The organism is Azospirillum sp. VT-I1, from assembly GCF_055698305.1.
On record NZ_CP168803.1, the window covers coordinates 317406 to 337022 of the forward strand.

The following is a 19617-nucleotide window of genomic DNA, read 5'->3' on the forward strand; positions in this document are numbered from 1 at the left end:
CTATGACGGCAAGCCCCCCTGGCCGGTACGCCGGATCGCATCCAGCGCGTTGAAGGGCGCGATGTCCCGGCTCGCCGCCTCGTAGCTGAGCCAGCCGGCGGCGGCGGCGGCGACCACGGCGGCGGGAATCAGCGCGCGGTTCGTCCACCAGCGTTCGCGCATGCGCACCGGCGGCGGTGGGGGAGCGGCATGGTCAAGTGACATGGGTCACCTCGTCGCTGGTCACGTCGGTGAGCAGCACCTTCGTCTCGGCCAGGAACACCGTCGCATCCAGGGTGAAGCGGCTGCCATCGGCGCCCAGCGCGAATTCGAGGGGCGCGGGCCGCAGATCGGCCGACGGATCGGTCTTGACGAGGATGCCCGGCAGCCAGCGCGTGACGCGCAGCCCCGCGACGTCCTTCTGATGACGGCTGTGGAAATGCCTCTCCTCGTCGGAGGAGAGCCGGACCTTGCGGTGCGCCCGCGGCCGGACCAGCGCCAGCGCCCGGGCATAGGCGCCCTGGTCGTTCTCGGCGCCGCGCCGGTCGAGTTCCTGGTGAAGCAGATCGAGCCAGGGGATGCGGCTGGTGAGGATCACATAGTTGAGGGCCGCCCTCATCGCCAGATGGACGCTCTCGGCCAGTCGTCCCCTCGCCTTGTGCAGGTCGTCGATGGCCTCGCGCAGGGCGTTCCTCCGTGCCTTGATCACGCGGCGGACCAGGAGGAATCCCATCCCGGTCGCCAACGCCCAGGCGATCGGCAGGATGGGCCAGCCATTGAGTAGGAGCGTGTCGAGGAAGCCGGCCTGCTGCATCGTCGCCCGTGCCGCGCCATGGGCGACGATGGTGCCCAGCGCCGCCGCCGGGACCAGCCATGCCAGCACGAGATAACCCCGCGGCACGAGCCGTCGCAGACTTGTCTGCGCCTTCTTCGCAGCGTTCCTGTAGTCCGCGTATTCCTGCATGTTGCGCAACGCCAGCCGGTCCACGGGCACCTCGGCCTGCGGGGTCGCGGCCATGGTCGTTTCCGAGGCGATGCGGACGAACAGAAGCTTCGCCCGGCTGTCGCTGGCCATCGCCAGAAGATCGGCGCGCTTGCTCCATACCTTGTCCTTCATGCGTTTCAGCACCTGGGCGGCTTCACCCGACAGGCCGGCGTTGACGAAGGTCAGGCGGCCGATCATCTCGCGCACCTTCTGCTCGCGCGTCAGGGTGACGGTCTGATGCAGGCTCATCTTCCGTTGCTCGAGCGTCTGGAGGCTGGTTTTGCTCCATTCTTCGAGCGTGTCGAGGTCATCCCGCAGTTCGTCGGCGAACCGCTTCTCCAGTTCGGCCGACCAGTAGGTCGCGTCGTCCAGATAGCGGTTCCAGCTCTGCGGCGCGGGACGCGGCGGGGCAATCTCCTGCTCGCGCGCCTGAACCTCCTCTCCGATCACCTGAAGAATCGCGTCGACCTGCGTCTCCTCGTCGTTCGGCGCGTCCGCACCGCCATCACCGACCGGATCGCCGCCCGTGGCCGGCTGGTTGACCGCCTGTCCGTAGAATGCGTTGAGCAGCTCGCCGAGCCTCTCTGAGGACAGGATCGGATGATTGCCCTCCAGATCGAGGGCCACGATGCGGCCTCTCAGGTCGCGGCGGGCTGCCGCGACGGCCTCCTTCGCCGTGCCGGGTCGCTCCCCGGAGGAGCGTTCGTGGCTGCGCCCCATGATCTCGAGCAGGCAACGCAGCAGAATGAACTGCCGGGCATGCACCTCTTCGGCATCGTTCCGCACGCGCGGCTGAAGCAGAAGGGCGATGCTGTCGAACGGCTGACCGCCCCGGCGTTCCGGATCGGTGAGGAAGCGCTCGCCCATCGATCCCAACACCGCCCGGACCACGTTCTCCGGGACGTGGGACGCGTCGCGGACGGCCACGTAGCGGCCAAGGTTCTGCAGCACCTGCGGCGCGGTGGCCAACCGCTCCGCGAAGCGCCGGCCCAGCGCCAGAGCCTCCTCCGTCACGTGCGACGCTTCGGCGGGATGGGGAAGCACCATGACGACGGTGAGGTCGCGCAGGCGCCCTTCGTGGAGAAGCGCAAGATCCTCGAAAAGGTCGGCCAACAAGGCTTCCGTGTCGTTGCCGTACATCCGCGGCCAGCGGGTCCCCCAGACCAGGCTGTCCTGATCCCGCCGCGCGCGCTCGCCGCCGATGGTCCGGAACTCCACCGCGCCGGTGATCCCGCGCCCGTACAGATCGAGCGCAAACCGCCGCACCAGATCGGCGAAGGGCCAGCTCGGGTCGAGGTTGACGACGACGAGGCGCCCGTCCGCTTCGGTCGCGGGGGCGTTGTCCGGGATGATTCCGTCATGCCGGCGCCCAGGCTCTCTGAAGGCCGGCGACGGCGCCGTCATGGACCTGGCGAAGGCTTCGGGCGGTCTCCTCGCGCGTGCCCTGCGCCTGGAATGCGGCGAAGCCTTCCTCCCAACTCCGGGTTTCGAAATCGGCCACGACCGCGTCGCGGCCCGGCGGTTCGAGATGGCCGAGAACCGCGTCGGCGATTTCGGAAAGCAGTATGCGCCTGGCGGTGAAAAGGTTGGCGCAGGCGAACTCCCGCCGCTCGACCTCCTGACGTTCGCGCCCGATCTCCAGGATGTGCAGAACCGTGCCCACACCGCAGACCTCGTTCACGAGGGCCAGCGCGTTCATGTCGGAGCCCGGCAGAAGCGCGCCCTTTTCCGCGCTCCAGGCGTCCAGCGAAGCGCGGATGATGTCGGCGCGCTGCTCGAAGGCGTTGAGGATGTCCCACAGCCGGCTGGTTTCGGCAAGCCGGCCGCGCAGCCCGCCATGCGGAACCCGTCCGATGGTGGAGAAGTTGGCAACGGGGCGGCCGTAGTCGCTTTCGCGCTGGATGAGCCCGAGCCCGAGCGCGACGATGAAGGCGCGCGCTGAATCCAGCTGCTCCCTCTGCTGGATCTCGGGGAAAATCTCGGGAAGCCGGCCGCCGCGGTGCCAGTCGCGGTGGATGTGCGGGGTGACGGTGGAGGTGTAACGCCGGTCCGAACCCAGCGCGCGGGAGGTGATCTCCTCGTCGATGAGCCGGCCGATCCTGTCGGCGTAGGCGCCGAAATAGCGGCCGCGCGGCGTCTCGTTGACGTTGGCGGACGGCAGCCCGCCGGGATTCAGCTTCGCCAGGTGGCGAAGCTCGAGATTGACGCGGTGATTGACGCACAGCAGTTCGTGCTTGGAGAACTCCGGCAGGACAAGCGGTTGTTCGCCCTGCTTGAGCGTGAACAGCGCGTCGAACTCGGCGTCGTCGTTGTATTCCTCCTTCACCGTCGGCGACACGGCCCAGAAAATGATGCGCTGGCCGCGGCCCTGGTCGTCGAAGGTCAGGAAAGGCTCGGCCTGGGACGATACGATGTCGACGGCCTCCTTGATCCGCGTGCGCCAATCGGTTCCGCGCCGCTCCGCTTCGCGCTTGGCCGCCTCGATGACCGACAGGTTCCAGACCGAAGCGTAGTCGGTGCGTACGGTCTTCGCCGCGAACCCGTCGATGACCGAGGATTCGAACAGCGACCGCAACTCGCGGAAGCCCGGCGAGCGGCGCTGCTTGCGCGCGTCCCGGTGCTGGCGGTAGATCGCCCGGTTCAGCCCCCGGTTCGCCGTTTCGTTCTGCCTCAGGCCGGCGGCCCGCAGGCGCAGGTCGTCCCAGGCGGCGCGCTTGCCGTCGGCATCGGCGTTGATGAACAGATTGCCGGAGAAGGAGCCGGCACCCGGCGCATGCCTTTGCTCCTCGCGCTCGACATCGGCCCCCAGCCGTTCCAGCACCCGTCCGACTTCGGTGAAGAGCCCGGTGTAGGTATCGGCGAGCGCGGCGGTTTCGGCGACCAGCAGGTCGAGAACCTTCGCCGTCACCGACGCTTCGACATAGCGGCGGATGTGCATGACGCTGGTGTTGTAGAAGGACGTGTACTTGCCGACGAACGCCGCCGACTTGTTGGTGAACCGGTCCAGGATTCCGGGATTGGCGAACCGGCGCGCCTGGTCGAGAATGCGGGCGTGCCCGCGCGTCGAATCGTCGTGCTTGTCCGCCATGCCTTCGTCGAAGACGGATGCCGCAGCCATGATCCGCTGGCGAAACACCGTGATGTCGATCTGGTTGCGCCGGCGGATCGCCTCGTTGCGCAGGGCGTAGAGAAAGGCCCGCACCTGCACGGGGTGGGGGCCGCCCTTCACGATGTAGCTTTGCAGGTGATATGGGCGCAGATCGCCCTCCGCAAGGTCGTCCTCGGTGGCGATGACGTTGACGAAAAGGTCTTCGGGCCGTTGGAAGAGGCTGGACTCGGCCGTGCGGAGATCGTCGTCCAGAACGTTCTCGTTGGTCCGGACCAGTGATTCCAGACGGTCGCGCGCGCGGAAGACGGAGGAGTCGATCGGCGGCCTGTCGCGGAGTTGCCGCAGGCGCTCGGTGCTCCAGAACGTCTCCAACAGATGGGACAGCAGCGCGTCGAGGTAGGTGACATGGAGCGGCGCTTCGTCCTCGCCCCCTTCCGGGTTGGCGACGACGGGATGGAGACCGCGGCGGATTTCGGCGAAGAACGCGATGCGCTCGCGCAGGGCAAGCTGATCGAGATCCTCCAGATAGGCATCGCCCTGATCGGCGAGCTGCAGGGTGAGATTGCCCGCCGCGCGCTGTTCCTCGTGGCGCCGCACCCGGTCGATATACATCCGGTCCAGGCGCAGCCAATCGCCCGAAAGCACCTCCAGCGCGAACCGCAGGCCCAGGTAATCGGCGACTTCCTGCGCCGGGTACGCCACCGCCGAGATCCCGACCCCGCTGAACATGTTGCTGGTGCTGGCGGCGGCGGCACCGAGCTTGGCCAGGGCGTCGTTGATGGTGACGCTGGCGATGCGCGACCCGATGGGCGTGAAAATCTGCTGATAAACGGCGCGGGCCACCATCTCCTTGTAGTTGGCGATGCTGGATCCGAGGTTGCCGCCGGCCGAGTTCTCGAAATCGACGAGGGTAACGCTCTGGAACGGGACCTCGCCGTCGCGCAGCACCATGTCGGGGCCGAACTCGTACATGAGGTTGCGTGCCGCCCGCTGTCGCTCGGCACGGGCGATCGCGCCGTTCAGTTCCTTCAGGCTGGCATAGCCGTTGGCGAGGACGTTCCCGATCTGCCCGGCCGGCAGGTTGGCGCCGCGCACGAACACGTCGGGCATCAGGAAGATGCCGCGGACCGAGGCCTTGATCGTCCGGTCCTCCGCCAGGCGGCGCAGCAAAAGGGCGATCTGCAGGAACGAGCCGGATCCGGTGGCGCCGGCCAGGGAGCCGGTGACCAGGATGTTGATCGCTCCATCGAACTCCATGCGGCCGTCGTGCCGGCCCAGTTGCGACAGGACGTCGCCGACCCGGTTCTGCACCGCGCCGGCCTTCAGCGACGTGAACAGTGCCAGATGCGACAGCATCCGGATCTGCGCCGCCCCGTCCAGCAGCCGCATGTTGAGCAGCGTATCCGGCAGCTCTTCCCGCGCCAGGCAGAACGACTGTTCGACCTCGGGATATTTGGACAGGATCTGGTAGATCGTATCGGTGGAACTGGTCTGGATGCGGTTGCGCCCGCCGATGGCCTGCAGGCGCGACATGTCATTGGCGTCCGTGTCGAAGCCGACCACCGCCAGGCGTCCCGCCGACACGGCGCTCATGGCGTTGGCCCGTGCGTAGACCCGCTCGGCGATTTCGCATCCGGTTCCGCCGACCCCAACCAGCAACGTCGGCCGAAAGCGCGCCTGCTCTACCATGCTCGTCATCCCCATGAACGGCGCCGAACGCCGGGCTTGTCGATTGCCTGTCCAGAAGCGGAAGGGAGCGCCCGAGAGGGGGCGACCCGGTCATTCGCCGATAACGTTCGGTGGATCCAGCAGGTTTGCTTGCAAAGCCCCATGTGCTTGGCCGCCGTCCGCTTTTCTTCTATTGCGGATCACCACCGCCAACATCGCAAATGAGATTCCCAAAGCCGAGCTGAGAAGATAGCCGAACATAACCGAATAAGCAGAACTATAGCCGGGAGAATGAGACTTTATTTTTATCTGCATATCATCTACAAAAGAGTAAACCTTGTTTATTCTCAAGCTATGATCTTGGTTGCTGCAAGAGTCTGGCTTTTCCAATTGCTCAGGTAAATTCTCTGATTTGAAGCACTTTTCCCATGATTCCATATCCAACTTAAAGTTTTCAATGTTCTTGATGGTCGCTTCTGCGTCTCGAACTCTTGCAACGAGAAATTTATGCTCAATCCTCTCCATGGCATCTTTGAACTTCGCAAGCTCACGAGAGATAATCTGCAACTGAGATCCTCGTCTTGAGTTCATCTCGTTCAGATGGTCCAACTCCTCAATACTTGTTACAAATCTCGCATATCCCTTGAGGCCGATCATATAAGGTAGGCAGCCATTACTTTTAGCAATACTTTCAAATTTTAATATCTTTTCTTCAGAATTTTTGTTTTCTATTCTATCAGGAAGCATCGTTCCGTGATTCTTCGCGGCCAGGAGAGCAAATGCACTTACGGCAAATAGATTTCCATTCTTTGCATTCTCAACCAAAGGGCTCAGGCACTGGCGCAATTTAGCCATTAACTTTGTTGAAACTACATATTTTCTTTCTTCGTCCGACACGCTCTGTGACTTCAGGCTTGATATAACGAGAGAGCCTATTTCAAATTCAGCATCCCTGATAATAATATTATATATTGTCCTGTATTGGAAGCCTTCCAGGGTGCTTAAAGAATAGTTGTCGAGATATTCGTTTACAACCTGTTCGGTTGCTTCGATTATATTTTCGTCTGTTGGGGTGAATTCTTTTTCGATGGGATATTTCTGTCCATTGACGTACCAGAACAGCCCAACGAGCGTGGACACGATAAGCCCAAGCACCCCAATCCCATAGGGCTGTGCCCGACGTAAAATGGTCCAAATCATATGGCCACCAATCTTTCGCATTCCCACAGACAATCAATTGATAAATTGACACGCGAATTCGGACATCACAAGAGTTGATTCGCAATTTTATCTTATACACAATAGCATTTCCACGCGCTCGCCGGGATGAAGCTCGGTTCATTCATATGTATGTTAGGGGATTTTCTGGTTATCCTCGCTGATATCGGAACGTACATTGCCAGGAGGTCAAGTATGTCTATGAAACCTTTGAGTTTCGTTGCACTGCAGCGCCTCGCGGCGGCAATCCTGATGGGCGGGGCGTTGGCGGTCGCGGCGGGTCCATCGCAGGCGCAGGATCGGACCGCCACCGACACGGGTGCCTTGCCGACGGTTCTTCGTTCCGACCGCGAAAAGTCGATGATCCTGCGTGGACAGGTGGGCATTGTCACCGGCCAGCCCACCGGGGTCTACGCGCGGCTGGGATCGGACATGGTCAGGCTGCTGAACGACCGGAAAGGCAGCACGCTGCGGGTCGCCGCGGTTACCGGACACGGCTCGATCAGCAACATCGACGACCTGCTCCACCTCGGCGGGATCGACTTCGCGATCCTGCAAAGCGACGTGCTCCAGGCCTACAGGGCCACGCCGACGGGCGAAGAGCTGGGCAGGCGGCTGCGCTACGTCAGCCGCCTGCATACGGAGTACCTGCATGTCCTGACGCGCCAGGAGGTCATCGGCGGGCGGGCGGCCGACGTGTGCGTTCTTGCCGGGAAACGGATCAACGTCGGGGGACAGCTGTCCGGGACGTGGCTGACCGTACGCTCGGTCCTCCAGGGGCTGCTCGGGCTCGACCTCGCTTTCGACGCAAGCACCTCGACCGACGAAGGGATCGAGCAGTTGAAGGCCGGCAAGGTGGACGCCGTGGCTTTCGTGGTGGGCAAGCCGGCCCCGCTGTTCGCCAAGCTTTCGGCAAAGGAGATCGTGGAGAACAAGCTTGAACTGCTGGCGATCGGGCCGGAACTGTTCACGAAGGGCTGCGACGGCCGGGCACCCGCCGGTGGGCTCGACAGAACGCCTTATGAGCTGGGCACTTTCAGCGCGGACGACTATGTCGAGTTCGTGCCGGCGGGGCGAAGCCTGCCGACGATCGGCGTCCCGTCGGTCCTCGCCGCCTATGCCTGGGCCGGCGGAGCCCCGCGGTTTGAGCCGACCGCCGCCTTCGTCCGCAACTTCTTCGAACGGGCGCCGGAAGCCATGTCGAAGGAAGGGAACGGTTTCGCCACCAACTGGTGCGGCGTCGATCTGGGCCGCGAGGTCGGCGGCTGGGAGCGGATGATCGCCGCGCAGGACTGGATACGCGCCAACCCGGGCCGGTCCTTGCGCATCGAATGCCGCAAAGCCCGCCTGCCGCTGTGCGACGACAAGACGATGTTCAACACCGCGTTCGAGGACTGGCTTGGCCAACAGCCTGGGCCGCGTCCTTCGGTTCGCGAGATCATGCGGAAATCCGACGAATTCCGTGCGCAGCAATGTGGTTCGTGAGGCCGGATTTGCCACGTTTCATCCTCTTGGTGTCGCTGTTCCTCCTCGGCTGGGCGCCGACCGCCGGTGGAGCGGCGCCCCCTCTGGAGCCGCTGTTCCATATCTATGTCCTGGACACGCGCCTGCTGCGCAATCACGACAGCGATGTACGACTGTACATGAAGTTGAAGTGGCGGAACGGGCTCGACCAGGGAGACCCCTCATGGAAGGACCCCGCGCGGCATCGCGGGCTTCTGGTCGCCAAAACACCGGGAAAGCCCTCAGCCTCGATGATAGCGCCCATCGATGGCGATGCGGACAGCTCCGGCAAGGCCATCGACGACCACATCGACATGCTGAAGCTCCAGTTGCCGCCCGACCTGCGGAACGGCTATATCGACATCGGGGACGCGCTGAAGGCCGCCCGCGACGATGTCAAACTCGTGCTCGGCCAACTTGCGCAACGGGTGCGCGACACCAACACCCCGCAACGCCTGACCTTCGTGGTCCATTTCCTGGGCGACGACCTGCGTTTCCGGCCGCCGGGCAGCAATAGCGCGATCCCCCTGCGCGACTACGAAATGCAGAAGTCGTGTTTCACCGGAGCGGGTTTGAATGGGGTGGTGACGGACTGGGCAAATGGTTTCGAGAAAAGTCACCTCGCCCGCCTCTCGATCCATGTGTTCACGCGGCTCTTCGGGACCGAAGGGTTGCCCCCCGGCATGCTGGAGGACGTGGCGTCGGCGACCACCGGTCATTCCACGATGCTGGGGCAGCCGCTGTCTTTCCTGGACAGGCTCGACATGCTCTGCGAATCCGAGTCGCAGGCGCCGGGACAACCCGTCACAGGCACTTGCGGACAAAGCCCAATTCAGGAACGTAAGCAGAAAACGGAAAGGGTGAACTGCTTCCGGCCGGATACGGAGGAAGGCAAGCGGCTGGAAGCCCGCCGGCGTGCCGCCATCACAGCCGCTGTTTCGGGAGCGCCGCCGCGGAAGCCCGGCGTTGCCGGCGCCGCTGGCGGGCAGCTCCAAGTCGCTGGCCTCCCCCCAGCCGCAACCCCAATCCCAGAGTCCGGCCGGTCCCGCGATCCGGCCGACCGGTCCCGGCGCTACGCCGCCGCCTTCCCCGGATCCAGTTAAGGCCGAACCACCCAAGGCCGAACCACCCAAACCGGAACCGGCCAAGCAGGAACCGCCGGCACCGTCCCCGCCTGCCGCCCAGCCCGGCCAGACCGCTCAATCGACGGCCCAATCGAACGCCGCACCGCCTCCTTCCCCAACACCGGAGCCGCCCAAAACGGAACCACCCAGAACGGAGCCGCCGGCACCGCTCCCCCTCCTGCCGTGCAGCCCGGCCCGACTGCCCCGGCGGCCGCCATTCCGACGCGTAAGCGGTCGCCCCGCGTCGACTCCGTATTCCGGCGCGGCGTCGACGCGCCCCCTTCCGGACCAGGGTCGAGATCACCGTTCTCGAGGCTGATCCTCCGGGGATAGAACGGTCGATCGCATTCGCGGCATTGCCCGACCGGCCCGCGCCGGGTGGAGCGGGAACGGCAAGCCCGTTCCGGATTGAGGCATCGACTGCGACCGACAAGCGTGTCTCAGGGGAGTACACGTTGGCGATCGAGCCACGGGACAGGCTGCAGTGCCGTCTCGACAACAGCGCAAGGCTGCGCCTTGTGGTGACGGGGATTGCCGTCGAGGGCGACAGTCGCGGCACGTACGATGTCACGCTTCACGACATCTGCGGCTATGCCGACTCGACACTGCCATTCGGAAGGATGAACCTGCGATGAACCCGCTCTCTCTGCTGCCCATTGCCGGCTTTCTCGCCGTTGTCCTGTGCGCGACCGCCACGCCTGCCCTGGCAGGGGATCGCGGAGTCGTGGTCGTTTACGACAGTTCGGGAAGCATGCGGGCCCAGACTTCCGACCGGCACGGCAAGAGGGAGGTGGCGCAAGCCGCATTCCGCCACTTCACCGGCGGTCTGTCCGAGCAATCGCCCGGCAGCATCGTGAGCGTGGTTTCGTTCGGTCATTCGGTCACCTACGTGCCGTCCAGCGGCGCGGCACGGGTCGCGGGTTGCAAGGACATCGACGTCGTGGCGCCGCCGGTGCGCCTGGACGCCGGGCAACTCGACCGAATGGACCGCATAGTGTCGGGGCTGCCGGCCAAAGGCTATTCGCCCATTACCGAGACTCTCGCAAAGACCGCCGAAGTTCTGGGTGCCGACGGCGGCATCATCGTTCTCATCAGCGATTTCGAGGATACTTGCGACCAAAATCCAAATGCCCCCTGCGAAGCGCTTCATGCCATCAATCTCGGGCGCGACAAGAACCGGGTGGAGATCGATGCGATCGTCGTTCCCCGCGCAGGAGACATGCGGACGGAAGCCGTCGATCGGCTGGCGGCATGCTCTGGCGCGAAGCGGATCGATCTGACGAGACCGGAGGAAGCCCAAAAAGCGATGGTCGAACTGGCCAGAAGGGTGGCGGAGAAGCAGCGGCAGGCATCCTTTACCCAACCGACGCTCAAGGTGCTGGGGCTGGACCTGGGTTCCGGCGCCGTGCTGCGGGACGGCAAGCTGCGCGTGGAAATCCAGCGCGCCGGCGAAAGCAGCAGCGTCTTCGCGACCCCGATCCCGATACCCACCGATCCGATCGCTCTGCCGTCCGGAACCTACGAGGTCTCACTGTGGTCGGGAGAGGAGGAGATCATGCGGCGCAATGCGGTGTCCTTGGCGCCCGGCGAGCAAAAAACCGTCTATTTCGCTCCCTGATCCGGGACGGAAATCGGGTGGCTCCGGTGCCGCTTCGACCGGACTGCCGGAGATCCGCCGAACCGCCGGACGGGCGAGGTCTGTGCGATCATCGGAGCGTCCGGATCGGGTAAGTCGACGCTGCGCAACCGCTGCATCGGCTTCGTCTTCCAGTCCTTCCACCTGCTGCTCCGGCTATCGGCCCTGGAGCGGTTGGGGCGGTAGTCGGAGGCGGCGCGGTGATCGCGGCGCAGGACGTCAGCTTATCGGTCACCAGCACCCGCGGCGCGCGGCCCTGCATTTTCAGCTTGGCCGCCTTGGCATCGCGCCGGCTCTGCACCAGCACATCGAGCACGAAGCCACCGTGGACTTGACGGTGCCCGGAGCGGTTCAAACGTCGAGCGTCCCTCGGCAGGGCTGGAGAATACCCTCAGCCGTTCAGCAGGTCGTCGATGCGGTCGCGCAGGGCCTGCAGCCTTTCGCGATGCTCGCGCTGCAGGGACTGGGCGACCGTGTCGATGGCGGCCAGATCCTTGTCCATACGGTTGATCGCCTTGCCCAGCACCCGCAGCGGCTCGGCCGTGGCGGATGCCGCCGGACGCGCCGCCCGCACGGCACCCACGGTCAGGCCACCGGTGCGCGCCGTCTGCCAGAGCCGGCGCAGCTCCGCCTCGTCCTCGACGAAGGCCAGCTCGACCAGGGCGGAGCGGGACACCGCGTCGGGGTTGGCGCGATAGTCGGCCAGGATGTCTTCGGGCAGGCGCAGCACCTTCAGCCGCTTGGAGACCTCGGCCTCCGAACAGCCGACGGCCGCCGCCACCTCCGCCTGGGTGTAGCCGTGGGCCTCGATCAGCTGGGACAGGCCGCGGGCGAGATCGATGGCATCCAGATCCACGCGCTGGACATTCTCGATCAGCGCGATCTCTTCCGGCCGGCCCCTGGTGATGATGGCGGCGATGGTACCGCGGCCGAGCATCCGGTGGGCGCGCAGCCGCCGCTCGCCGGCCACCAGACGGTAGCGGCCCTTCTCCGCCCCCTCCTGCACCAGCACCGGTTGCTGCAATCCGTGGCGGGCGATGGAGTCCGCCAGCGAGCGCAGGGACTCGTCGTCGAACACCGTGCGCGGCTGGCCGGGATTGGTCTCGACCGCATCCAGATCGACCTCGACCAGCCGGGGCAGCACGCCGGTCAGCCCGAACATGCGGTCGGTCTCGGGGGCGAAGCCGGCCTCCTTGGCCTGGAGCACGGTGGCGGCGGTCTGTCGGGTCAGCTTCTTAGGCGGCATCGACGGTCTCCTGCAGGCGGCCCATGGCGGTCAGCAGCGCGGCGGCGATGGCGGCATAGCTCTCCACGCCGGGGGCGCCGATGTCGGCATCCAGCGTGATGACGTTGGCGCCGGCCGCCTGGGCATAGATGGTCGCGCGCGGCACGGGCGGGAACACGCGGCGGTCGCTCCCCCACAGCCGCTCGATGTCCTCCAGCGACGACCGGTCCTGGGTCTGGCGCGGGTTGACCATGGTCGGCAGGATGCCCAGCACCTCCAGCCGCGGGTTCAGCCGGCGCTGGATCTTGGCGACGGTGTCGAGGAAGGCGCTGACGCCGAGGATGGCATGCGGTTCCGCCTGACAGGGCACCAGCACATAGTCGGCGGCGGTCAGCGCGTTGATCGTCACCGCACCCAGGTTGGGGGCGCAGTCGATGACGATCACGTCATAGCGCGCCCTGACCCCGTCCAGGATCTCGGCCAACGCCGTCTGGGCGTTGGTCAGGTTGCCCGGCAGTTCGGTGTCGGCGCTCGCCAAGGCGATGCTGGAGGGCACGATGTCCAGCCCCTCGACGCTGGTCGGGCGGATCACCGCGTCCAGCATCGTCTTGCCCATCAGCGCATGGTACAGGACCTTGCCCTGTTCGGTCAGCGCCACCACGTCGTCCTGCGGCACGCCGATATGCACGGTGGCGTTGCCCTGCGGATCGGCATCGACCAGCAGCACGCGGTTGCCGGCCCGCGCCAGGATGAAGGCGAGGTTGATGGAGGTGGCGGTCTTGGCGGTGCCGCCCTTCTGCAGGCCGACGGCGACGGTGGTGCCGCGGCGGGGCAGGGGGCTTTCCGGCCGTTCCAGATTCAGCAGCAGCAGCCGGCCCAGCACGTCGCGGGGCAGGGCCTCCTTGCCGGTTTCCCATTTGCTGAGTCGCTGCTTGTCGTATTTGCGGCCGGTCAGTTCGTTGACGAATGCCGCCATCTGCGTCTGGGTCAGGCCGCGCCGTTCCCGCAACGCCTTCAACTGTTCCCCTGTCACGCCCCGTCCTCCTGCCCCGGCACCGGTTGCGGCGACCCTAGCAAGTCGTCGCCACTCCGGCAACGGGTGTCTACCGGATGGAGGTGACCGAAGGAGCAGTGGTCAGGCTGCAGGACAATCGCTTGAACGCGACGCGCGGGAGAAGCAGGCAATGGTCAACACGGATTACACGGATTGAAAACGGATTACACGGAGCCGCGCGGTTCATTGCGCTCCATCTCAGCGGCCATCCAACTGGACAGGCTTCCCGGAAACCGCCTGATCCGATCAATCCGTGTCAAAATCCGTGAAATCCGTGTTCTATCTTGCTTCCAAAGGCATGACGCGACTTTCAAACGATTGTTCTCGATCACACCGTCTCGTCGTATTCCACCTTGGGAACGTCGATCCAGTTTTCCGGCTGGCCCTGGTCCTTCTTCCAGAACAGCACCGGCAGGTCGGCGTTCAGGACGCGGCCCAGCACGGCGCCGCGCGCCTTCATCGTCTCCTTGTATTCCGCCGTCTCGACGATGCGCACGCCATAGCCGGGGATGCGGTCGGCGGCCAGCACCGGACCCAGCGCGTTCTTGAACTTGCGCAGGTCGTTGTCGGAGCCGACGCGCTTGCGCAGCGGCTCCAGCGCCATCCAGAAGGCATGGCCGCGGGCGAGATGGGCGCGGGCGATCTCGTAGAGGCGTTTTTCTACCGGCTTCAGGGCGAAATACTGGTCGTCGTAGCTCAGCAGATTGTGGCCCAGCGCCGCGCGGGTGACCCAGCCCGACAGGGTCAGCTTCAGTCCGCGCACCGCACGTTCGCCGTCCTTCTTGCGCTGGTACAGCAGCTTGTAGTCGGAAATCCACGAGAAGGCGCCGCTTTCGCCCTCACCGCCGGTCTCCAGGTTGGTCTTGATCTGCGTGCCCTGCAGCCGTTCCAGCGCCCCTTCGATCTTGTCGTAGGCGCTGCCGCCGGCAGTCTTGCCGACGATGCGCTGCAGGTCGCTGGTGGTGAAGTGCAACTCGCCCAACTTGGCCGGGGTCTTGCCGGATTCCATCTTCTCGCGCAGCAGCGAGATGGCGTAGAGCAGCACCGCCTTGTCCCAGATCGTCGCGACGCCGACATTCTTCGGCGCCCGCACCTCGATCCGCACCTTGCCGTCGTCGTAGGTCGGCAGCGATTCCGCCTTGTCCTTCGACAGGCCGAACAGGCTGTAGACCATCATGTGGCGGTCGTTCTGGACGTCGCCGGTCAGCGGGGAATCGAGCCGCAGAGCCAATTGCAGCGGCCGGTCGAGCAGCTCGGCGTTGGTGGTCTGGGACATGCGATCTCTCCGCGGGTGCTGTGCGGCGTGAAGTTGATTGCAGCCATAATCCACAAGCCCGCCCCCTGTTCCACAGATCCGGCTCAAACGTCGCCGTTCTGCCGAAAGATTCCCGCGGGTGGCGCGATTTGCCCGGTCGAACGTCGCCGTTCTGCCAGTTTTCCCGAGCGGGGCCGGCGGGAGGAGGCAGAGCCCGCGATTGACGGCCCCGACCCTCCCGGCGGCGGGGTCAACGTCTGCGTTCTGCCGTGCCGGGAGGTGGCGGAGCGGCTGGATTTTCATCTAACCCATTGCAATCACTTAGATAATGTCCTTATCCGCTGCCCCGGTCGGGGTCGAAAGGCCCCCTGGACGGCCCTCGACTGGCAGAACGACGACGTTCGGACGATCCGCCGAAGGGCCGATTCCCGCCCGATTCTCCGCCGATTCCGGCCGGCCGGCGGTGGGGGAGGGGAGGGAGGGGCTCCATTATTCGGCAGAACGGCGACGTTCGTGGGCGGGATCCGGCGGACACAAAGCTCCGATCCCCAAGAATCTTTCGGCACAACGGCGACGTTCGGACCCGAATCTTTCGGCACAACGACGACACCCGCGGCGGACCGGCCGACACTGCGGCGACACAAGTGATTGATTCCCGCAGGAGAATCCCGATCCACCCGGTTGGAACGTCGCCGATCCGCCAGTTTCCGAAGACCGTGGACAGACGCGCAACGGGACGTACACATTTCAAAAAACGGGCGAAAACCGCCCTCACGCCATCATCCTGCGCTCCTGCCAGTTCCTGGCCGGCGCCACGGGTTTGCGCATCCTGAAGGAGAGCACCATGACGTAACGGAGGACCGACCTCCGCAAACACAAAAGGCCCGGATTGCTCCGGGCCCTTCGTGTCGGACGGAGGAGACCGAGGGAAACCCGGGCACCCCACATCTGGCTGTTTGGCGACTCCATGATGGCAGGGCAGGCCCTTGATGCCAAGCGGATTCACATCGAGTCCGTCGACGCTCTCCCTTTGTCTCCGCCCGTCCACGGATCGACCGACAGACGGGTGTCTCAATGAAGCCATACATCGACATGTACAGGCGCTGGATTGCCGTGCCCGGCATCCAGGCCGCCGACATCGCGGTGTTGTCCGCGCTCTATGCCCATGCCGACCGCGACGGTGTCTGCACCGCCACGCAAGGGGAGCTGGCGGAGGAGCTTGGGCAAAGCCGCGCCTGGTTCAACGCCGTGCTGAAGGGCCTGCAAGGTTCGCCGGCCCCGCTGGTCTGCGCACAGCCGCGGCGCGGACTGCGCGGTTTCGCCTATCGGCTGACGGGAATGGAGGGCGTCACCGCCGGCATGTCCTGTCAGCCGGCAGACATCGGCGGTTCGCCGGCCGGCTTCTCCTTCTCCCAGAATCCTGAATCCTCCTCCTCCCCATCGGGCGGGGAGATTGCGCGGCAGGATGGGGCTTTGCCGGCGGACTGGCAGCCGGATGCCGGCGACCTTGCCTGGGCAGCACAGGAGCGGCCGGAGGTCGATGCCGGCCGGGTCACCGCGAAGTTCGTGGCCTGGTGCCGGAAGGCCCATGCCCGCAACGGCTACCGCCCGCCGGATCCCGGGGCCGCATGGCGGCGCTGGATCCTCCGGGAACTGGTCGCTCCGCCCGATGCGGCCCGCGCCCCCGCCGCCGAAGCTTCTCCGTCCATTCCGTCCGCCCTCCGCCACCCCCGCCGGGAGCCCCGCCATGATCGCCGTTCCGTCCTTCCCCGAAGCGGATCCGTGCCCGACGCTGCTGTCCGCAACCGCGAAACCCTCGCTGCCCTGCGGCTTCGCCTCGCTGGCCAGTCTTGAGGTCGCCGACCTGCGGTTCGAGACGCAGGATCTGTCGCCCGAGGAGATCGGGGCGCTGGCCGAGCGGGTGGAGCAGGCCATCGGCGCGCTGACGCCGCCGATCGGGATCGAGAATGTGCTGATCGGGCTGGAGAAGCTGGCCGACCGCTTCGCGCTGGAACTGCCGGACGCCGACCTGCTGGAGGCGGACGTGCGGGCGATGGCCGACTGGCCGGCCGATCGCTGGATGGCGGCCTTCGATGCGGTCTGGGCGAATTTCCGCAGCGGCTGGAGCCGCTTTCCGACGCTGGGTGACTTCCGCGACGCGCTCGCCGCCCTGCCGGCGATGGCGGAGAGCCGGGCTGCCGACGATCTGCGGCGTCTGGCCTCGCGTCTGCGCCAGGAACAGCAACTGCGCGCCCGTACCGAGGAGCAGCGCCGCCGTGCCCGTGCCCGCGAAGCGGCGATGGCCGAGCGGCAGCGGGAACTGGCGCGCTGCCGGCTGGCGGATCCGGGGCCGCGGCTTTTGGCTTCTTCCGCGGAGGAACAGGAAGCCGGCGAAGGCCCGGATCCGGCGGCCGGTGAGGACCGCCGGGTCCCGGACCGGCCAGTATCGGACCCGGGGGTGTCAGCCTGCGGGAGTCCAGTCCGGCTTCAGCCCCTCCTTCCAGGCGAAGCGGATCAGATGGTCGTCCACCACCGCCTTGACGCGGGCCAGCGCCTCGGCGTCCGCCGCCTCGGCCCGCAGGGTCAGCAGGCCGTCGGACGCCGTCATCGCGCAACGTCCCCAGGGGAATTCCGCCTCACCACTGGCGGCGTCGTACCGCACCGCGATCTTGTGGGCGAAATGCTTGCAGAGCTGCTGCAGATACCGGCTGGCAAGGGCGGTCGGGATCGTGGCCGTTTCGGTCAGCATGGATGCGCTCCCTATCGTGACGGGGTCCGGCCCGCTCAGAACTTGACGGTGGAGGTGAGATAGAAGGTCCGCCCCTCCGCGAGCGCCGGCTGCACGGTGGAGGTCTGGCCGTAGCTCGACCGGCTGACATAGGCGGCGTCGAAGATGTTGTTGGCCTCGGCACGCAGGGTCCAGTTGGGCGCCGTCTCCAGCGGCTTCCATTCGGTGAAGAGGTTGACGACCTGATAGCCGTCGATGGAGCGGAAGCCGTTGGCCCGCAGCGCGTCGTCCTCGACCTTCAGCGCGATCTCCGCCGAGGCGCCCAGCGTCAGCCGCAGATCCTCGAAGCCGTAATGGCCGCGCAGGGCGAAGAGGTCGCCGACCGGCACCGCCGTGTTGTAGTCGGACGACAGCGCCATGCGGTTGCCGTACTTCACGTCGGTGTGGGTGTATTTCGCGCTGATCCCGGCATTGCTCCAGTCATAGCCGGCGGTCAGGTCGAAGCCCCGGCTGCGCAGATCCTCGCCGTTGACGCGGGTGTAGGTGGTGTAGTTCCAGGCGACCGGATTCTCCATGTAGGTGAGGAAGGCCGCCGCCTCCAGCCGCAGGCCCTGGTCGGCATAGCGCAGGCCGGCGCGCATGTTGTGGGCGGTCACCGGCTCCAGGTCGCTGGAATAGCGGTAGTTGGCGGCGTGGAACAGGGCGGCTTCCGCCATCTCCAGCCCGCCCCAATTGTAGCTGTAGCCGCCGAAGGCGGTGAGCCGGTCGGTCACGGCATAGTCGGCCGACAGGTTGGGGCTGATGCCGGTGTTGTCGAAGGTCTTCTTGTCGACCGAGCGGTAGCTCTGGTGGTCGATGCGGACGCCGGTGGACAGGCGCAGCCGCTCCACCGGGGCGAGGCGGGCCTGCAGGAAGCCGCCGACATTGGTGATCCGCTCGTCCGCGTCGGTGGTGAAGTGGAAGCGGTCGATGTGGATGTCATCGCGGGACAGGTCGAAGCCGGCGGTCAGCGTGCCGGTCGGAATGGCGAAGCTGTTCTTCACCGTCAGGCCGATGGTGTCGATCTGGCTGTCGAAGGCGCCGTGCGCGGTGGTGCGGCGGTTCTCGTTCGGCCGCTCCAGCCTGTTGCGGGTGTAGGAGACGGTGACGCCGGGATTGAACCAGTCGGTCGGCTGCGTGGTCTCGTAGCTGACGACGGCGGTGGTGCGGGTCGCGCTGTTGCTGTTCATCAGCGGCCCGGTCGGCCCGCCGACGATGCCGAGGTTGGAGCGCAGGCGGCGCACCGCGTCGTCGCGCACATGCTCGCCCGACACCGAGATGCGGTGGCCGCCGTCGGACTCATAGGCCAGCTTGCCCAGGCCGCTGACCAGATCGGTGCCGGTGCCGGCCTCGGTCACGCCATTGCCGTTCTCGTAGTTCCTGCCGCGCGACAGGGTGCCGATGCCGAGGATCTCGAAGCCGTGCTTGGCGGCATAGCCGGCGCCGGTGGTCCGCCATGTCCTGGAATTGGTGTCGTAGCCGAGGATGGCGGTGGCGCCGACATCCTGCCCCGGCAGGAGCATGTCGGTGGCGTCCTTCGTCCTGAAGGCGACCGCGCCGCCGAGCGCGCCCGGACCGGCATCGGCGGGAGACACGCCGGGATCGACCTGCACCGACTTCAGGAAGGTGGGGTCGAGAGTCAGGTTGCCGTTGTGGTGCCAGATGCCGGCGCGCTGTGCCGCACCGTCGATGGTGACGTTCAGCTTGCTCTGGTCGATGCCGTGCAGATAGATCTTCTGCGCCGCGGTGCTGCTGCCGGGGACGGTGATGCTCGGCTCGTCCTGGAACAGCTCACGCAGGTTTTGCGGCAGCTCGCGGTCGATGGTCTTCCGGTCGATGACGGTCGCCGCCTCCACCGGGCGGGGCGCCTCGCCCTCCACCGCAACGGAGGGGAGGGTGACGGCCTTGTCGGTCGTACCGCCGGCCTGGGCGAGGGCCGGGGCCGCCTGCGCGATCAGCGACAAGGTGAGGAGGGCGGTGGTGCTGGTGATCCGGTGACGGAATCGGCTGGTCATGGTCGGCAGTCCATCCTTTCGCGTCACCCCCGGACCACGCCCGCTGGACCATCGGCCGGCACTGTGATATCCGAGAATG

The 19617-nt window shown here is 65.9% G+C and carries 13 protein-coding genes and 1 pseudogene; 4 read left to right on the forward strand and 10 right to left on the reverse strand.

Annotated elements, in window-relative coordinates; genetic code table 11:
- The 4 genes from AB8P05_RS20130 to AB8P05_RS20145 form a co-directional block, all read right to left on the reverse strand.
- Window positions 1–204 carry a hypothetical protein gene (locus AB8P05_RS20130; protein ID WP_472760605.1) on the reverse strand — a complete coding sequence of 68 codons (204 nt, stop codon included), beginning with the start codon at window positions 202–204 and terminating at the stop codon, window positions 1–3.
- Window positions 194–2368, reverse strand: coding sequence for a hypothetical protein (locus AB8P05_RS20135; protein ID WP_472760606.1), 2175 nt, complete (start codon window positions 2366–2368; stop codon window positions 194–196). Before AB8P05_RS20135 ends, AB8P05_RS20130 begins: the two co-directional genes overlap by 11 nt.
- On the reverse strand, window positions 2322–5762 hold the full coding sequence (locus AB8P05_RS20140; protein ID WP_472760607.1) for a tubulin-like doman-containing protein: 3441 nt from the start codon (window positions 5760–5762) through the stop codon (window positions 2322–2324). Before AB8P05_RS20140 ends, AB8P05_RS20135 begins: the two co-directional genes overlap by 47 nt.
- Window positions 5763–5852: 90 nt before the next feature.
- Window positions 5853–6941: a hypothetical protein gene (locus AB8P05_RS20145; RefSeq protein WP_472760608.1), complete on the reverse strand. Its 1089-nt coding sequence runs from the start codon at window positions 6939–6941 to the stop codon at window positions 5853–5855.
- 213 nt (window positions 6942–7154) lie between these two features.
- On the opposite strand from AB8P05_RS20145, the gene AB8P05_RS20150 reads away from it, so the two are divergent.
- From AB8P05_RS20150 to AB8P05_RS20160, 3 genes are all read left to right on the forward strand, one after another.
- Window positions 7155–8444 (forward strand): TAXI family TRAP transporter solute-binding subunit, encoded by a 1290-nt coding sequence (locus tag AB8P05_RS20150; RefSeq protein ID WP_455174562.1) that lies wholly within the window; start codon window positions 7155–7157, stop codon window positions 8442–8444.
- Window positions 8445–8452: 8 nt separating this feature from the next.
- Entirely contained in the window at window positions 8453–9565 is a 1113-nt protein-coding gene (locus tag AB8P05_RS20155; protein WP_472760609.1) for a hypothetical protein, read from the forward strand.
- Window positions 9566–10217: 652 nt separating this feature from the next.
- The gene (locus AB8P05_RS20160) at window positions 10218–11204 is read left to right on the forward strand and encodes a vWA domain-containing protein (RefSeq protein WP_472760610.1); all 987 of its coding nucleotides are present in this window, start codon (window positions 10218–10220) and stop codon (window positions 11202–11204) included.
- Window positions 11205–11427: 223 nt separating this feature from the next.
- On the opposite strand, the pseudogene AB8P05_RS20165 reads toward AB8P05_RS20160, so the two are convergent.
- The 4 genes and pseudogenes from AB8P05_RS20165 to AB8P05_RS20180 all read right to left on the reverse strand — a co-directional run.
- Window positions 11428–11544, reverse strand: a pseudogene (locus AB8P05_RS20165) (IS6 family transposase); the annotation flags it as partial.
- A gap of 69 nt (window positions 11545–11613) precedes the next feature.
- Window positions 11614–12468, reverse strand: coding sequence for a ParB/RepB/Spo0J family partition protein (locus AB8P05_RS20170; RefSeq protein ID WP_472760611.1), 855 nt, complete (start codon window positions 12466–12468; stop codon window positions 11614–11616).
- Window positions 12458–13480 (reverse strand): AAA family ATPase, encoded by a 1023-nt coding sequence (locus tag AB8P05_RS20175; RefSeq protein ID WP_472760612.1) that lies wholly within the window; start codon window positions 13478–13480, stop codon window positions 12458–12460. The genes AB8P05_RS20170 and AB8P05_RS20175 overlap by 11 nt, the downstream gene beginning before the upstream one ends.
- Window positions 13481–13829: 349 nt before the next feature.
- On the reverse strand, window positions 13830–14777 hold the full coding sequence (locus tag AB8P05_RS20180) for a replication initiator protein A (protein WP_455174557.1): 948 nt from the start codon (window positions 14775–14777) through the stop codon (window positions 13830–13832).
- A gap of 1053 nt (window positions 14778–15830) precedes the next feature.
- Between AB8P05_RS20180 and AB8P05_RS20185 the strand changes: the two genes are divergently transcribed.
- Window positions 15831–16610, forward strand: a complete 780-nt coding sequence (locus tag AB8P05_RS20185; protein WP_472760613.1) for a MarR family transcriptional regulator — start codon at window positions 15831–15833, stop codon at window positions 16608–16610.
- 607 nt (window positions 16611–17217) lie between these two features.
- Here the strand turns inward: AB8P05_RS20185 and AB8P05_RS20190 are convergent.
- Window positions 17218–17505, reverse strand: a complete 288-nt coding sequence (locus AB8P05_RS20190) for a DUF2218 domain-containing protein (RefSeq protein ID WP_472760614.1) — start codon at window positions 17503–17505, stop codon at window positions 17218–17220.
- 35 nt (window positions 17506–17540) lie between these two features.
- Window positions 17541–19538 (reverse strand): TonB-dependent receptor domain-containing protein, encoded by a 1998-nt coding sequence (locus AB8P05_RS20195; protein ID WP_472760615.1) that lies wholly within the window; start codon window positions 19536–19538, stop codon window positions 17541–17543.
- Window positions 19539–19617: the final 79 nt, after the last annotated feature.